This window comes from Paenibacillus albidus, assembly GCF_014644435.1.
GTDB lineage: Bacteria > Bacillota > Bacilli > Paenibacillales > Paenibacillaceae > Paenibacillus_AQ > Paenibacillus_AQ albidus.
The window spans coordinates 1-15,173 of sequence record NZ_BMKR01000052.1; the positions used below are offsets into that span (position 1 = coordinate 1).

Annotated in this window: 15 protein-coding genes; 4 read left to right on the top strand and 11 right to left on the bottom strand. The window is 44.3% G+C overall.

Annotated features, from left to right (window positions below; translation table 11 throughout):
- Positions 1-90 precede the first annotated feature (90 nt).
- Positions 91-408, bottom strand: a complete 318-nt coding sequence (gene ppnP, locus IEY53_RS31900) for a pyrimidine/purine nucleoside phosphorylase (protein ID WP_189032001.1) — start codon at positions 406-408, stop codon at positions 91-93.
- A 38-nt stretch (positions 409-446) separates the two neighbouring features.
- The gene (tkt, locus tag IEY53_RS31905; protein ID WP_189032003.1) at positions 447-2,489 is read right to left on the bottom strand and encodes a transketolase; all 2,043 of its coding nucleotides are present in this window, start codon (positions 2,487-2,489) and stop codon (positions 447-449) included.
- Between the two features lie 303 nt (positions 2,490-2,792).
- On the opposite strand from tkt, the gene IEY53_RS31910 reads away from it, so the two are divergent.
- Positions 2,793-3,437, top strand: a complete 645-nt coding sequence (locus tag IEY53_RS31910) for a hypothetical protein (RefSeq protein WP_189032005.1) — start codon at positions 2,793-2,795, stop codon at positions 3,435-3,437.
- A 27-nt stretch (positions 3,438-3,464) separates the two neighbouring features.
- Here the strand turns inward: IEY53_RS31910 and IEY53_RS31915 are convergent, their stop codons facing one another.
- A complete protein-coding gene (locus tag IEY53_RS31915; protein ID WP_189032007.1) occupies positions 3,465-3,704 on the bottom strand; it encodes a hypothetical protein in 240 nt (79 codons plus the stop codon).
- 1,410 nt (positions 3,705-5,114) lie between these two features.
- Between IEY53_RS31915 and IEY53_RS31920 the strand changes: the two genes are divergently transcribed.
- On the top strand, positions 5,115-5,498 hold the full coding sequence (locus IEY53_RS31920) for a hypothetical protein (RefSeq protein ID WP_189032008.1): 384 nt from the start codon (positions 5,115-5,117) through the stop codon (positions 5,496-5,498).
- A gap of 412 nt (positions 5,499-5,910) precedes the next feature.
- On the opposite strand, the gene IEY53_RS35810 is transcribed toward IEY53_RS31920, so the two are convergent.
- The 4 genes from IEY53_RS35810 to IEY53_RS31935 form a co-directional block, all read right to left on the bottom strand.
- Positions 5,911-6,042: a hypothetical protein gene (locus IEY53_RS35810; protein WP_268240835.1), complete on the bottom strand. Its 132-nt coding sequence runs from the start codon at positions 6,040-6,042 to the stop codon at positions 5,911-5,913.
- A gap of 310 nt (positions 6,043-6,352) precedes the next feature.
- Complete coding sequence (locus IEY53_RS31925) at positions 6,353-7,006, bottom strand: CpaB family protein (RefSeq protein ID WP_189032009.1); 654 nt, start codon at positions 7,004-7,006, stop codon at positions 6,353-6,355.
- A 124-nt stretch (positions 7,007-7,130) separates the two neighbouring features.
- Positions 7,131-8,030 carry a formyltetrahydrofolate deformylase gene (purU, locus tag IEY53_RS31930; protein WP_189032010.1) on the bottom strand — a complete coding sequence of 300 codons (900 nt, stop codon included), beginning with the start codon at positions 8,028-8,030 and terminating at the stop codon, positions 7,131-7,133.
- A 48-nt stretch (positions 8,031-8,078) separates the two neighbouring features.
- Positions 8,079-9,206, bottom strand: coding sequence for a deoxyribonuclease IV (locus IEY53_RS31935; RefSeq protein WP_189032011.1), 1,128 nt, complete (start codon positions 9,204-9,206; stop codon positions 8,079-8,081).
- A gap of 170 nt (positions 9,207-9,376) precedes the next feature.
- Here IEY53_RS31935 and IEY53_RS31940 point away from each other — a divergent pair, with 170 nt between their 5' ends.
- Together IEY53_RS31940 and IEY53_RS31945 are read left to right on the top strand one after the other, a co-directional pair.
- The gene (locus IEY53_RS31940) at positions 9,377-9,841 is read left to right on the top strand and encodes a DUF2621 domain-containing protein (protein WP_189032012.1); all 465 of its coding nucleotides are present in this window, start codon (positions 9,377-9,379) and stop codon (positions 9,839-9,841) included.
- A gap of 65 nt (positions 9,842-9,906) precedes the next feature.
- The gene (locus IEY53_RS31945; protein ID WP_189032013.1) at positions 9,907-10,812 is read left to right on the top strand and encodes a TIGR01777 family oxidoreductase; all 906 of its coding nucleotides are present in this window, start codon (positions 9,907-9,909) and stop codon (positions 10,810-10,812) included.
- Between the two features lie 4 nt (positions 10,813-10,816).
- Here the strand turns inward: IEY53_RS31945 and IEY53_RS31950 are convergent, their stop codons facing one another.
- The 4 genes from IEY53_RS31950 to IEY53_RS31965 form a co-directional block, all read right to left on the bottom strand.
- The gene (locus tag IEY53_RS31950) at positions 10,817-10,972 is read right to left on the bottom strand and encodes an FHA domain-containing protein (protein ID WP_229696464.1); all 156 of its coding nucleotides are present in this window, start codon (positions 10,970-10,972) and stop codon (positions 10,817-10,819) included.
- A gap of 490 nt (positions 10,973-11,462) precedes the next feature.
- Complete coding sequence (locus IEY53_RS31955; protein ID WP_189032014.1) at positions 11,463-12,176, bottom strand: DsbA family protein; 714 nt, start codon at positions 12,174-12,176, stop codon at positions 11,463-11,465.
- A gap of 34 nt (positions 12,177-12,210) precedes the next feature.
- Positions 12,211-13,569: a WG repeat-containing protein gene (locus IEY53_RS31960; RefSeq protein ID WP_189032015.1), complete on the bottom strand. Its 1,359-nt coding sequence runs from the start codon at positions 13,567-13,569 to the stop codon at positions 12,211-12,213.
- Positions 13,570-13,662: 93 nt separating this feature from the next.
- On the bottom strand, positions 13,663-14,757 hold the full coding sequence (locus IEY53_RS31965) for a YrpD family protein (protein WP_189032016.1): 1,095 nt from the start codon (positions 14,755-14,757) through the stop codon (positions 13,663-13,665).
- Positions 14,758-15,173 lie beyond the last annotated feature (416 nt).

Consider the following 15,173-nt stretch of genomic DNA (forward strand, 5'->3'; position numbering starts at 1 on the left):
CGGTGTCGTCTTAAACTAATTGCATATAAATAAGGCTGTCGAGACTTTCTCGACAGCCTGCCTGCGCTATTGCGCAGAGCTTTTTTTATTTTACACCACCGGGTAAGAACAGCAATAATCCGTTACTTCGAATACTTCCAGCGCGAATTTGGCGTTGCCCGGAACATTAAAGGTCGCCGTCCCTTTAATCTCCTGCCACATTTCTGTACCAGGAAGCAGCACTTTCAGATCACCGGACAGAATCTCCATGATCTCCGGACCGTCCGTCCCGAATTCATATACACCAGGAAGCATGATGCCGAGCGTCACCTTAGTACCATCCTGCAATATAACCGTGCGGCTTGTAACTTGTCCACCATAATACACGTTGGCTGCTTTTTCAATTGTCGCATTGGTAAACTGGTTCATTTGCTGTTTCTCCCCTCTGTAATCAGTTATTCACTCGCTTATAGCAGTGCTTTCACACGGCTCACTACATTTTCAACGGTAAAGCCGTATTCTTTAATTACAGTGTCGCCAGGTGCGGATGCACCAAAAGTAGTGATGCCAAGAATGTCGCCTTGGTCACCGGTGTAACGCTCCCAGCCGAAGGTTTGAGCCATTTCGATAGCCAGACGGGCTTTGACTTCCGGAAGGATGACCGAATCACGGTAGGCTTTATCCTGTTTCTCGAACAAATCCCAGCTCGGCAAGCTGATTACACGCACATCAATGCCTTCTTCAGCCAAAGCAGCTTGTGCTTTAACTGCCAATTGCACTTCGGAACCCGTTGCGATGATTTGTGCTTGCGGTTTGCCGTTTTTGGCTTCGGAAACTACATAACCCCCGCGTTTGATATTTTCACGTACGCCATCCACTGTTCCAGCCAGAATCGGCAGGTTTTGGCGGGTAAGCACCAATGCAACCGGGTTGGAAGTGTTCTCCAGCGCGTAAGCCCATGCTGCCGAAGTTTCGTTGGCGTCTGCCGGACGAATAACGGTCAGACCCGGAATGATACGCAGGGAAGCCAACTGTTCGATCGGCTCATGGGTGGGTCCATCCTCACCGACAGCAATACTGTCATGAGTCAGTACATAAGTTACCGGCAGCTTCATGATGGAAGCCAGACGTACCGCTGGACGCAGGTAATCGGTAAAGACGAAGAACGTACCGCCGAATACTTTGAGTCCGCTATGCAGTGCAATACCATTCATGGCTGCAGCCATACCAAACTCACGTACGCCAAAGTAGATGTTGCGGCCATCGTAAGATTCCGGGGTGTAGACCGGCAGACCTTTCAGGTGAGTCATAGTGGAGCTTTCAAGGTCAGCAGAACCGCCCACGAGCTGTGGAACTCCTGCGGCCAAGCCGTTCAGGGCATTACCGGAAGCCACACGCGTAGATACCGCCTTGTCTTCAGTAGTATAAGTTGGCAGTTTGGCATCCCAGCCTTCAGGAAGTTCGCCGTTTAATGCAGTCTCAAGTTGTGCTGCCAGCTCGGGATAAGCTTTTTTGTAAGCTGCAAATTTCTCGTCCCATGCTTTGTTCGCTGCAATACCTTTTTCTTTTACTTCGGCAAAACGGGCACGAACCTCGTCCGGCACATAGAAGTTCTCTTCATATACCCATTTATAGAAATCTTTGGTCAGCTTCGCTTCATCTGCTCCAAGCGGGGAACCGTGAGTACCGCCGTGGCCGCCTTTACCTTGTTTGTTCGGGCTGCCGTAGCCGATAACAGTTTTTACTTCAATCAATGTCGGTTTACTGCTATCTGCTTGCGCCTTGGAAATAGCCTGCTCCAGTGCCGGAAGATCGTTTCCATCCTCTACACGCAGCACTTGCCAGCCATAAGCCTCAAAACGCTGTGCAACATTCTCGGAGAACGCCAGCTTCAGCTCGCCATCCAGGGAGATATCATTGGAATCATACATAACAATCAATTTGCCCAGTTTCAAGTGACCGGCCAGGGAGGCGGATTCGGAAGAGATCCCTTCCATCAGGTCGCCATCACCGCAAATGGCATAAGTAAAGTGGTCGATAACGTTATGTTGTTCTTTATTATACGTGGCACCCAGTTGAGCCTCAGCCATCGCCATACCCACGGCCATCCCGATCCCTTGTCCAAGCGGACCTGTAGTTGCATCTACACCGGCTGTGTGACCGAACTCCGGATGTCCCGGTGTCAGGCTGCCCCATTGGCGGAATTGTTTCAATTCTTCCATTGGCAGATCGTAGCCGCTCAGGTGGAGCAGGCTGTACAGCAGCATCGAACCGTGTCCTGCGGACAGTACAAAACGGTCACGGTTCACCCAGGTTGGATGATCCGGGTTATGATTCATTGATTTGGCGAATAATTGATAGCCCATCGGTGCAGAACCCATCGGCATCCCCGGATGACCCGAGTTCGCTTTCTCAATGGCGTCGATAGCCAGGGTACGGATCGTAGTGATCGCCAGGTTGTCAACCGTGGAGTTTTCATCCTTCTGAATTGCTTGCTTCTCATCATTCATTTTTAATAGTCCTCCTCATGAATCTCAAGAATGTCATTTTGACTCTTATTGTATCATTAGTGTGGAAGCATTACCAATTCTTTTTGCAAACCCGGCATTTCCTGCCGCTTAGATTGTGCAACTAGGATGCATTCACGTACGTAAAAGTAACTGCTGCAGAAGTCGGGTGGCTACTTAGCCTTAAGTCTAGTTTCAAGACGCGACTAAAGTTTGTTTCAGAAACCCTGATTATGCAGTAAGATGGAGTTACCTAAGAGCTTTTACCGGATTATCCAACATTTCCAGCTGAAAGGAATTCAGAACATGACCTCAAATTCAAACAAGGATATCTATATCGTGCTGACCGGAACGGGCACTGCCTTCAGCGGTATGATCCGCTTGTTTACTAAGGCCGACCTAAATCATGCGTCAATCGCCTTTGACAGCGAACTGAGGGAAGTGTATAGCTTTGGAAGAAAAAAAACACACAATCCCTTTATCGCCGGCCTGATCCGCGAGAATTTTGCAGATCCGTTCTACAGTGGAGCAGATTGTGCCATTTATAAGCTGCGGGTAAGTTGCCAGGAATACGACAAAATGTACGATCATGTGATGGGCATGATGCAAAATCAGGAGCGGTACAAATATCATCTGTTAGGGTTAATCGGAGTTCTGCTAAAAATTAGAATCAACCGGGAGGATGCCTATTTTTGTTCCCACTTTGTAGCATCCGTATTTGAAGAAACCAATATGCAGCCTGTAGACAAACCGGCCTGTTTTGTGACCCCGGAGGATTTTGCATTGTCCCTGTGCGCCCACAAGATCTTCAAAGGCAAGCTGTCGTATTATTTACACAGAGCACAGAGCTACTCCACTTCCAACTCTCCAGTACATACTGCTTATACGAATTCCGGAGCTACTGCGCTCAGAATGCGGGTAAACGAAGAACGGGCCGAAGGAATCGTCTGACGATATCCGGCCCGCTCCCATGCTTGATTATTGTATCCGGTGATTCTGGAAGTATTCAGACCAGTCCCCGGAGATCACTACTGTTACTTTATCGGTCTTGGTCTGATACTCATTGGTAGCCGTAAAGGTAAAGGTCAAAGGTCCGTCCGGCAGCTTCTGAAAAGAAGCATCGTACAGCTCACCTGTCCACACTACTTTGTCCGCATCGGTTGGGGTGAGTTGAACACTGTAGCCGCCCGGCAGGGTCACTTCTACGCTATCCGGCAAGCCTGTGGTGTCTGCCAGAAAAACAAACCGTTCACCCGCCCAAAAAACATTGTATCCTCTAGGCTCGTTCTCATCACCGCTTTTCTTTCTAATTGTCCTACCGTAACTACCTGCCGTTTCACTCCTATGTTCGGCTTTAATATTGTGTATGACTGTTAGTATGATTATTTCTGAAGAGATAATTTCAATTAATCCTTTGAATATAGGACGTTCATTCTGTTCATAAGCTTCATTGGATAGACGATACAATTTCTTCTTGTATGCTCTAGAATTCGATTTCTGATTTCGGATAGACAAATTCTTGTGCCAATGCACCACCCCTTCTTTCGAAATAGGAATTGGTTTGGCTAGTTATACCTACGACTTCCTTGTCAGTTGAATGATTCTATTCGTTCAGTTTAGACTATGCCCCTTCACTCCAGTAAGTTTCCCTACCTTCATCGTTACTACGGGCTACTGCCCTATGCACTAAGTATCCATTTCCTGATATTTAGAAGCATCAAGAATACCATTCCTTGGCATCTTCTTCCACAGTTCCGTTGTTCCTTGTATCCTAGCTTTACATATGACCTTAGCTTCCTTCTCTAACCCGACTCCATACTTTTGTCCATGATGATAGGGCGCAGGACTCTGATCCTCTATGGGATTAGGATAGAATAGACAATGGATACTATCTTTCTACGATAGCTCACCACTTAGGTTGAGATTACCTTCTTATTTTAGGTAACCTCTACGAGCCGTACATTCGAAGATTCGTCATTTGCAATTGCAACATCTAAACATAGTCATTTTATAGCCACCATACTACTTCGTTAACTGCTTCACAGGCTACTTTTCGCATACTTTACCCAGCTTTGAACAGTTCAGGTGGTATCCTAAACTGCACATCGGAGCTTAGTGGTTCCATCATCTCATCTTATGGTTTAGTGGGGTCCTCCCCACTAGATTCAAATACAAAGTTAGGTTATTTTACAACCCTCCAGTTTTATTACGTATTTCTACGCAGATTGTCTGGAAACAACCCACACATCCAGGTCATAGGAGCTATCCGTTAACTGGAGTTCCCCTATTGTTAGTTTGGCAGCAATGTGCTTCCCCCTTTTCTCGTATGGCTCGTTTGGTTTGAAGAACGCTTTTACCACACTAGATCCCTTGGTTATATCAACTCCGATGATAGATACATTAAATTGGAAATTTCATCAAACTCGCAGTTAATCAAACCATATTCATTTTAAATAAAGAAAGAAACTACATGCTCCAAATTATAATAGTATCATCCAAAGAGTACCATTAAAGAACAATTTTTCACTTTTAGTACAATTATTTTACAATAAAACACTTTCAATTACATGGAAAATATTATATTATTATCTTGTAAGAAAATATAATTATAGAAGGAGTTGCATCATAATGAAAAATTATTTAAAACAAGCAATTTCAGGAGTAGCTGCCATGACTATGCTATTGGCACCTATGCAAGCCGTTTTCGCTGATGAAGCCGTTACTAATACTAATCACTCAGCAGCACAGGTAAGTGGGAATATTGGTACACAAGGAATAATTTATGGGAATGTCGGAGATCCTAGCATGTCATTATATTTGAGTGGGCCTTTAACGATTAGCGTTAATGCTCCTAGTGGTGGTAATTTTGTAGTTTATGGTATCCACGAATATACGGGATATCATTATTTAGGTGAAATAATAGGTTCAGGTTCTATAAACGCAAGTCTTTATGGAAACTATAAAATTTCTGTAACTTCAAGTTTCCCAGGAACATATACCGTTAAGTATTAGTTTACTAATTATGGAACTAACATTCTAGAAGAGGCATTTTTGTTTATTTCCTAACATAATAAAGGCTATCTCAATTCATCCCTAAAATTATAAGCTCAGTTCACTTTGAACAGTGGGTTTTAGAAGTTATGTTAAAAGTCTCACCTGCCATAAACTTCCACAAAGGACTGTAGTCGGTATACAACCGAAGACAGTCCTCTAAAGCTTTTCTTTCGTTGGCCAGTTATCAGGCATGGAATCAACTCTCTTTTAGGCCAGGTTTTAATATAGATAATTTTAATGTCACTTTTTATTAACTCAAGTTTCGTAGAACGAGAATTGAGATGGCTCCAAGGAAGGCCTCGATTAAGAGGGTATGGAGCATCTTCCCATCAGCCTTGGTCTCAGCCTGTGACTGATTGCGGCTTTGCGCCTAATACCATAACACGCAGACCGACTGCAGCAATTCTTCGTGCAAACAGCTTGGCAGCACTTGTGCATCCGATCCCCGGACCCGAACCGAAGAACCCGACCAGATTGGAACGCTCCCCCCATCCTCTTCCATAGAAGCATCTCAATCACGGCCGCAGCTGTAAAACGCGGGGGCATAAGGTACACACCCAAACGTTCATACAGTATATATACAGCTTGGTCTCCGCGTACTCACTTTTGCAGATACAGATAAAAAATGATAGTATCCCCGTAGCTACGGCGGAGCTCACTGAGTTCTTTGATTTCATTAATCGTCAACTGGTCCATGCCCAAACTGAATATTTTCAAAACTTCTCTCTCCTCCTACTCCACCCGCACGATCCACAGCTTTTTGCCCTGCTCCAAATATTGTCCCAGCAGCTGACCATCGCTTTTGGTTAATTTCAATTCCGGTGTGGATACCTTTCCTGTGGATGTGAAACGGTTGTTGTTGCCATGCTCCGAGTCCAGCACATCATTGTTGTCTTCCGTCCGCACATAGTTGACAGTAACTCCGCTGAGAAAAGCCTCACGTGGCTTCTCCTCGATAACCACCACTTCCGTCCGGCTGTTATGATTCCTGAACCGGCGGTGTTGCCGCTTGTCACAGGCCCATCTCCCTCCACCAGGTAGATGTCCACTTTGTCCCGGCTGCGCAAAGAACCGTTGATGGCATAGATCGCCTCTTTGGGAATGGGGAAAATCCCCTCATTCTCCGCCGGCTCCAAGTCACTTACATCCACCAGCGATTCCGTCAGAATACTGCCGCCTGTCAGAATCACATTGGTAATCTTGTGCTCTACCTGATCAATCTCCGTAATGACCCCGGAAGGAATGTCTTTGGTCTGGACTGAATCCAGATACAGATCCGCAGAAGTAAGCTCATAATTTTTCGGCAAAAGCTCACCCTCTGCCACCTTGATCTTGACCACGGTTTGGGACAGCACATAAGGCTTGAAATAAAGATCATAGCCCAGCAGGCCGCCGAAGCCGGTAATCAGGATCAATAAAGCGAAGAGATAATTACGTTTTAACAAATGCCCCCGCTGTGTCGACAAACTCCCTGCCTCCTTCAAAACCCGATTTTTGGGAACGACAAAAGGCACTTTGGCGCAATGGGCCAAAATGCCGGTAAAATGCTTTTTTACCTGTAGATCATAAAGCTATATTCACTTCATAAGACTAGTTGAATACGACCGTCTTGTTATGATGGACGAGAATACGGTCTTCAATATGCCATTTCACAGCACGGGCCAAGACTACCCGCTCGATGGTGCGGCCGATACGCTTCAGTTCGGTTACATCGTCGCTGTGGCTCACACGCTGCACATCCTGCTCAATAATCGGACCTCCGTCCAATTCTTCGGTCACATAGTGTGCCGTTGCGCCAATGATTTTGACACCGCGTTGATAGGCTTGGGCATAAGGCTTGCCACCTACAAAAGCCGGCAGGAAGGAATGGTGGATATTGATAATCCGGTGACGGTAATGATCGATGAACGACGGTGAGATAATCTGCATATAACGCGCCAAGATGATAACATCAATATCATTTCCAATCACCTCAAGCTGCCGTTTCTCTGCCTCCGCCTTCGTATCCGCCGTAACCGGAATATGATGGAAGGGAATCCCGAAAGATTCAACATAGGTCTGCATATCCGTGTGATTGCTCACCACAAGGGCAATATCGGCATCCAGATCACCGGCTTGCCACTGCCAGAGCAGCTCTACGAGACAATGGTCTTCTTTGGAGACAAAGATGGCCAGTCTTTTTTTGTGGTTCACATTAAAAATCTGCCAATCCATCTTGAAACGCTCGGCCACTCCGCCAAACAGCGAACGAACCTCCTCCAGACGCTCTTCCAGTTTAGGCAGATCAAACTCCACCCTCATAAAAAACATTCCGCCCTCGGGGTCCATCGTGTATTGGTCGGATTGCACAATGTTGGCTCCATGCTGGTACAGAAAATGCGATACTGCCGCTACAATCCCTGGTCCATCCGGACAGGATATCAACATCCGCGCCCGGTTGGGATAGGAAACGCCACCTTGTGAATGATCCCTTTTCACATGTAATTCCATGTTCCTCTTTCCATCCTCTCATCTATTGCATACGCATATGAATTTCGTTTAAGCGTTCACCAGCAGCTGTTTGCCCGCCAGCCAGGCAATCAAGCGGTGATTGACAGCCTGCTCGCTCAGGTACGGGAACATTCCTGCACTTACAATATGATCGTACAGCCGTTCCAGCGGCTCGCGGGGATCTGCTTTTTTGGCTTTGGCATCATTTTTCAGCAGATTCCAGACATCAAGCACATATTGGCGGGAGTCCATTTCCATTTTGGCAAAGAAAGCATGCAGTTCTTCGACCTCCTGCAGAAACTCTGCTCCGAACCGCTCAGCAACATTACCCCGCAGCAAAGCGATTTCCACCTCGTACATAGGACGCTGCGTCTTGGCATCCTTACCAATCCAAGGTGTTTCGAGAATAAAAGGCAGTCCTGCCAGTGCTTCATGGTGTACCACGTTGTTAATGGTCTCAAAACCGATCCAGCCGGAGCCAATTGGTGTATGGCGGTCCTTCCCTGCTGCGCACGGATTCTTGCTGTCATTGATATGAATTACACCGAGTCGGTCCAAGCCAATAACCTGATCGAACTGCTGGAGTACACCATCGAGATTACCGACGATATCATAACCGGCATCATGAATGTGGCAGGTATCCAGACAAATGGACAGGCGCTCATTATGCTCAACCTTATCAATGATGGAGGCAATCTCCTCAAAGCTGCGGCCTATTTCCGTTCCTTTTCCGGCCATAGTCTCCAGCGCAATGTGCACTTCTGTCTCATTCGTGCCGCCAAGCACCTCATTTAATCCATCCGCAATCCGCTGAATGCCATAGGCGGCATCCTTGTCCGTATATGCACCCGGATGCAGTACAATATGCTTCACATCAAGCGCATGTGTACGGCGGATTTCCTCCTGAAGGAAATCAACAGCGAGCTGGAAGGTATTGTCCTTGTAAGAGCCAAGATTGATAATGTAAGGCGCATGGACGACAATCTCCTCCACGCCGTTGGCTTTCATGGCTTCTTTCCCTTCAACGGGAAACATGGACTCAATCGGCTTGCGGCGCGTGTTCTGCGGCGCTCCCGTATATATCATAAACGAGTTGGAACCGTACTCATTTGCTTCATTAGCCGCGCTCAGCAGACCCTTATCAGCGCAGGACACGTGAGAACCTATTTTCAGCATGCCTTTTCCCTCTTTCTTTCACGAATTAAACCTTATTCTACCGTGATCGGGGAAATAAATCTAGGCATGAACGATCTCTCCGCTTCCGCTTCGCAAAACTTTGGAAATACGATATACTTTAGATGAGATTAAGATGTATGACAATAATCATTGCCAAAGGTGGTATAACCATGTTTATTAAATCAGGGCTTGGCTTGTTATCCGCAGCTCCGAGCAATTGGTTTATGAACTCCATCGCTTTCTGGACATTTATGCTGCTGGGTTCCATGTGTATCGGTGGCTTTTTTATGTTCCGCAAGTTCCTCAAGGTACTGCCCAAAGCCGACGGAAAATCCAAGCTTGACTGGCAGAACTATTGGGTAGAACGCAGCAGGCCGTTATGGGGCGAGGAAGCCAAGGCTTTTCTTGACCAGCTGGTACAGCCTGTGCCCACTCCTTTCCGCGATATCGCCAAGCATTCCATAGCTGCCGAAATCGGCAAAATAGCCGTGGAAAGTGAAGCATCGGAGGTTACCCGCGATCATTGCATCAAAGGTTATATTGTAGCCACTCCGCGCCGGGATAACCGTTTTCTGGTGAACTTTCTGGAGAAAAACGGCATTGACTACTCGCCTTACCGGCATTTAATTAAGTAGAGCTTGTTTGCGTGCAGCGAGTATAACCATCCTGCCCGCAGGGCGTCCAGAATGGAGGGTACGACATGAAATATGTGATATGCGGCGGTACCGGCTTTATCGGCAGTGAGCTGGCCAAATACTGGGTACAGGCAGGTCATGAGGTCCTGATTGTCGGACGCAAATTGCCGGAAGCCCCCTCCTTGTCGGCGCTACTGAGATACCATACCTGGGAGGAGATTGCCTCAAACCCCAGCCCTGCCGAAGATGCGGATGCCCTTGTCAATCTGGCCGGTTCAACCTTAAGCCAGCGCTGGAGTCCCAAAGGAAAAAAAGCGATTATGGAGTCGCGGCTTGAAACCGTTACCGCGGCCTCCAAACTGCTGAAGGCTTTGCAGCACAAACCCCCGGTCGTAATTCAGGCCTCCGCCGTTGCCATTTATGGCACCTCGCTGCAGGATGCTTTTGACGAGTCCTCTCCGGCCCATGTAATGGATTTCCCATCCGGGGTAGTGAAGGCCTGGGAGGAAGCCGCAGATGCAGCTTACCCGAACGTCCGGCTGGTCAAGCTGCGGACCGGGGTAGTACTAGGCAATGAGAGCGGTGCTCTGCCCAAAATGAAACTGCCCTATCTGCTGGGTTTTGGCGGAAAAATTGGCCGAGGCGACCAGTGGCTGTCCTGGATACATCTGGCGGACATTGTCGCACTGATTGATTTCTGCGTTCATACTCCCCGCATATCAGGGCCGGTTAATGCTACCGCCCCTCATCCCGTTACAAACGAAGATTTCGGCAGAACTATAGGCAGAGTGTATAAACGTCCTCATTGGTTCCCCCTTCCGGCTTTCCTGCTGCAAGCAGCGGTTGGAGAATTATCCGAAATCCTGCTGAAGGGCCAGCGGGTTCTGCCGGCCAAATCACTGGAGCACGGCTTCACCTTTGCTTTCCCCGCGCTGCAGCCGGCCCTGGAGCATCTGAAATCCCGATCTTAACCATTTACGCAGCATAGCCATGGCCTAGGGCTGTTCGGAACGTATAGCTTCCTTTTATAATAGTAAACTCCGTTCCATCTGTAAGCGGGTACTCCTTGTAGGGAATCATCGCCTCCCCCTGAAAAAATGTTCCGTTTCTGGAATCAAGATCCTTCAGCACATACCTACTCAACCTGATTCAGCCATATTGGCGGACTTGACGATGTTTTGAAGGTTCTCAATGATAAAACTGTATATGCCCCGAGAGTCGCTTACACGACATACACATTCAAAGATTTTCTGACCGCAGTCAAAAGTGAAGGCCGTACCATCAAAGCTATAACTAAAGGAGTTACTATTCCTTCAACTAATGTTATAACCAGGTCTTCTGGCTCCTATTTATAGTTATCGTGATGAAATTTGAATAAACGGAGTGCCGATCAAATAATCCCTTCGTGTTCACCATAGATGCTGAATTTGAATCTGAAAACAATACGCTTGCAGATGGACTCAAATTGAGTCGGTTGTACCGACCAGAAAGGTACAATTATAGCGATCAGCAATGGTAGAAAAATCATTTTTACTACGACTAAGGAGCAGTATAATGAAAATAAACAACCCCAGAGAATCTCCTGGGGTTGTTTATTTTTTGGATTTCTGATTATTAATAGCTATTTAGATAATAATTGTTTCTCGATAGCTGAAGCTAGCCCTTCAAAAGAGGAATCTGGCAGTAGTGCCCCGTTAACCATAAATTGAGGAGTACCATTTATTCCGTAGTGTCCAGCCGTTTTATAATCTTCCTTAACATCCAACATATATTTATTCTCCATAAATTCTTTCTCAAATAAGTTATAATCAATACCATCAATTTTATCCTTCACAAAATCCAAGAGAAATTCTTGAGTTGCCCAAATCTTAGTTTCATCCCCTTGATGGTCAAACAGCTTTTCATAGTACTCCCAAAACTTTTCATTATTCTGTTTTGCAATTGCTTCCCCAGCGCTTGCTGCGAGAATAGAATCACGATCTATAAATGCGTAATTAACAAAATACATTTCTATTTTACCAGTATCAATGAACTCCCTTTTCAGACGTTCCCAGTTTGATTCCTTCCACTTTTTACAGGCTGGACATTTAAAATCTGCAAATTCAATTACCTTCACTTTAGCATCAGTCTCTCCAAGGTGTGGTTGCTTTTCGTATTTTAAACCGTCAGTATAATACTTCCCTTTAATTTCTGTATAATTTGGCATCTTTTTCAGTGCAGATACTTCAGGCGAAGTTTTGTTATATATAACTAAAACTACGAGAAGTATTACAAGTACGGATAAGATAGAAATAATTAAATATAGAGTCTTACTATGAGACTTTTTTTCATTCATTTTTTAGTCTTCCTTCATTTCTCGGCATGGATTTTTAAGGTTGGTTTATCCTCCAGACAATCTGACCAGTCTGATTAATATACACTTCTCCATCTTCACTATAAGCATAGGAGAGGCCATTAGAAAACGGCTGCGCCCATGCAAGTGTTGGTTGAATAACCCAGACCCCTTTTTTATTTATGAAGCCAGTCTTGCCGCCCGATTCTGCTGCTGCGAGGCCCTCATAAAAGTCACCTGCTGCATCAAACTGATTAGGAATAATCATCGTCCCTTTATTATCTAAATAGCCTGTTTTACCATTTATTTTTACTGCTGCTAATCCTTCGGAAAAGGAGTGAGCTTCCTCGTAAATAGCAGGAATTTCTATTTTCCCTTTTTTATTAATAAAGCCAAATTTCGATCCCTTTTTCACAGCGGCCAACCCTTCGGAAAACGAGTCTGCCTTTGAATAATCTGCATTTATCAGAGTTTTTCCTTTTTTATCGATATAATAGAAGGCTCCATTGATCGATACCAGAGCAACCCCATCTGAAAAATCTTTAGCGCTGTCATATTGCGCCTTTATAATAATCTTCCCTAGAGAATCAATGTATCCATATTTACTCCCTATTTGAACAGCTGCCATTCCTTCGGAGAAATTGTTAGCTTTTTTAAATTGCGGCTTTATAACACTAGCTCCAGTAATGTCCATATAGCCATATTTAGATACGGTATCAAGAGTTCTATAAGCTGCAAGTCCTTCTGAAAAATCTTTCGCGTCATAGTAGTTCCCCTTTGGGATAACTAATTCACCCTGCTGATTGATGAATCCAGCAAATTTACCACTTGAATATACAATGGCCAAACCTTCACTAAAAGGATAAGCATTTGTAAACTTCGTTTGATAATCAATTACATTCTTACCTTGCGCATTGATATAACCAAATTCCCCTCCGTTTGATGCTGAATAAAGATTTTGCTTGGAGTACAGAGAAACAATTTGCGACTTACCATACCACTTTACTTCCAAACCGCTTGCTTCACTGATAAAACGAAGAGGTACATAGGTTGAGCCATTTATAATCTGAGGTGCTACCTGAAGCGTAGAAGGAGTATTATTAATCCATGCAATGTTTTGATTAATCACTAATTTTATAGTAGTGCCTGACTTATCTCCAGAGATGGTTTTACTTGCAGAGTCATAACTAACAGTAAAGCCCAATGTTTTGAAGATTTCTTTAAAGGGAACCAAAACAGTATTATTCTTCATAACTGGTAAGTGCTCTCCTTGAAGGGTACTCCCATATAAAACAACTTTAATTCCACTTTTCGCCAAGGCTGTCCCTTGACTGACTAACGCAATAATAAAGATAGTAAATAAAAATGAGAAGGCTACTTTTGATACTTTCATCATACACTTCAACTCCTTATATCCTAATTTTACTGGAAAACCTTAATTATAGAAAGCCAACCCCCTATCTTCCCAGGAAATTGGCTCTACCATTAATTATAAACCAGTTACGCTAATTGTTACATTATTGCTAGCATCTCGTATTACGGTAGCGTAGTCTTGATCCGGGGCTGGGAACGAACTGCTTGGTACTGGTACTCCATCGACTTTGATATTACTGAATACCGACTTGTTTTTCCCAATGTTATCTCCAGTTACAACTGATAGAACCTTCCATTTTTGAAAACTTGATGGTTGAATGTTATAGCTAGTATTAGACGTAACTATTGTAGTTAACGGAGTGTCTGCTGAGTTACCACATCCAAGATCGGCACAGATAGCAGTACCATCGATCTTCAAACGGATTTTCATATTATAATTGTACCATGCATAGAAAGTAGCTTGAGAACCTGCAAGGTATGCATTAGAAGATTGTACCTGATTATAAGGCGATTCTAGTGAAGAATTAGTTGTAACACCATTAATTTGAACTGCTGGTTTCCAACCTTTTTCAGCACTACCTATTCCCACGTTTGAATCATACATTAATCCCATATCAGCAGAGTTGGCTCCAGCCATAAAACCAGTATAGGTATATGCATTTTCATTAGAATCTCTTGACACTTGTGAAGGTGCAGCAATGGTCGCTGAAGTAGAAATATAAGACCCATTTTTAACTATATACTGCCTACCACCGATACCATCTGGCAGATCCGCACCAGTATTTGCCAAAGGTGAAATCAGACCTTCCTTCATGTATACGTCTTCGGTAACCGAACCAGCATCGATAGATGGATCGATATTTGACTTTGAGCGATCAATTGGAACGAAAAATGCTTTTTTACTATGACTAGCGTCTTCTTCATAAAAATAATAACCGTTTTCCTCTACACTTATGTAATCATATATGCGCTCTGAGTATGATGCTAGTCCCTTTAAACTTTTCGTAAGCTTCTCTTTCTGAACCTCATTAGTAGCCTCAGTGATAAATTCATTAATTTCATTTTGTGAGACACCAAGTTTATTCTGAATAACAACACCTTCCTGTTCATTAACTGTTTCTAGGGAACTTTCTGATTCTGCACTTACAGACGAAGAAAACAATAAAGAAGTTATAATTGTTACAGAAAATGCTGCATTTTTAAATTTCATTGTTTTTTCTCCTTTTTTCATAAGGTTTTTGAATAAATATACTTTTAATGAACAAACCTCCTTTAAAATGAAAATTATGGTATTACACAGGACCGATTTTATTCTATATTTTTCTAAATTGCAATACTTTTAATATTATATATAGAAATACAAAATTAAATAATATTGTAATTAATGCAACTCTTAATTATTCACATGTTTTTAATGGTGAATATTCACAAGGAAGGAAAAAGAAAAAGAATACATCTATATACAGTAGGCCCTTTCTACTGCATAATCCCCCACTTCATTTGGCGATAAAGCAAAGCATTAAAAGAACATCTGATAGAATTCTTAGTTATGTATCCACTCTAATAGCCTTGCACGATCCTTGCCGCCATGATACCACTCCCCTTTCTGATCCAAGCTTTGATGTT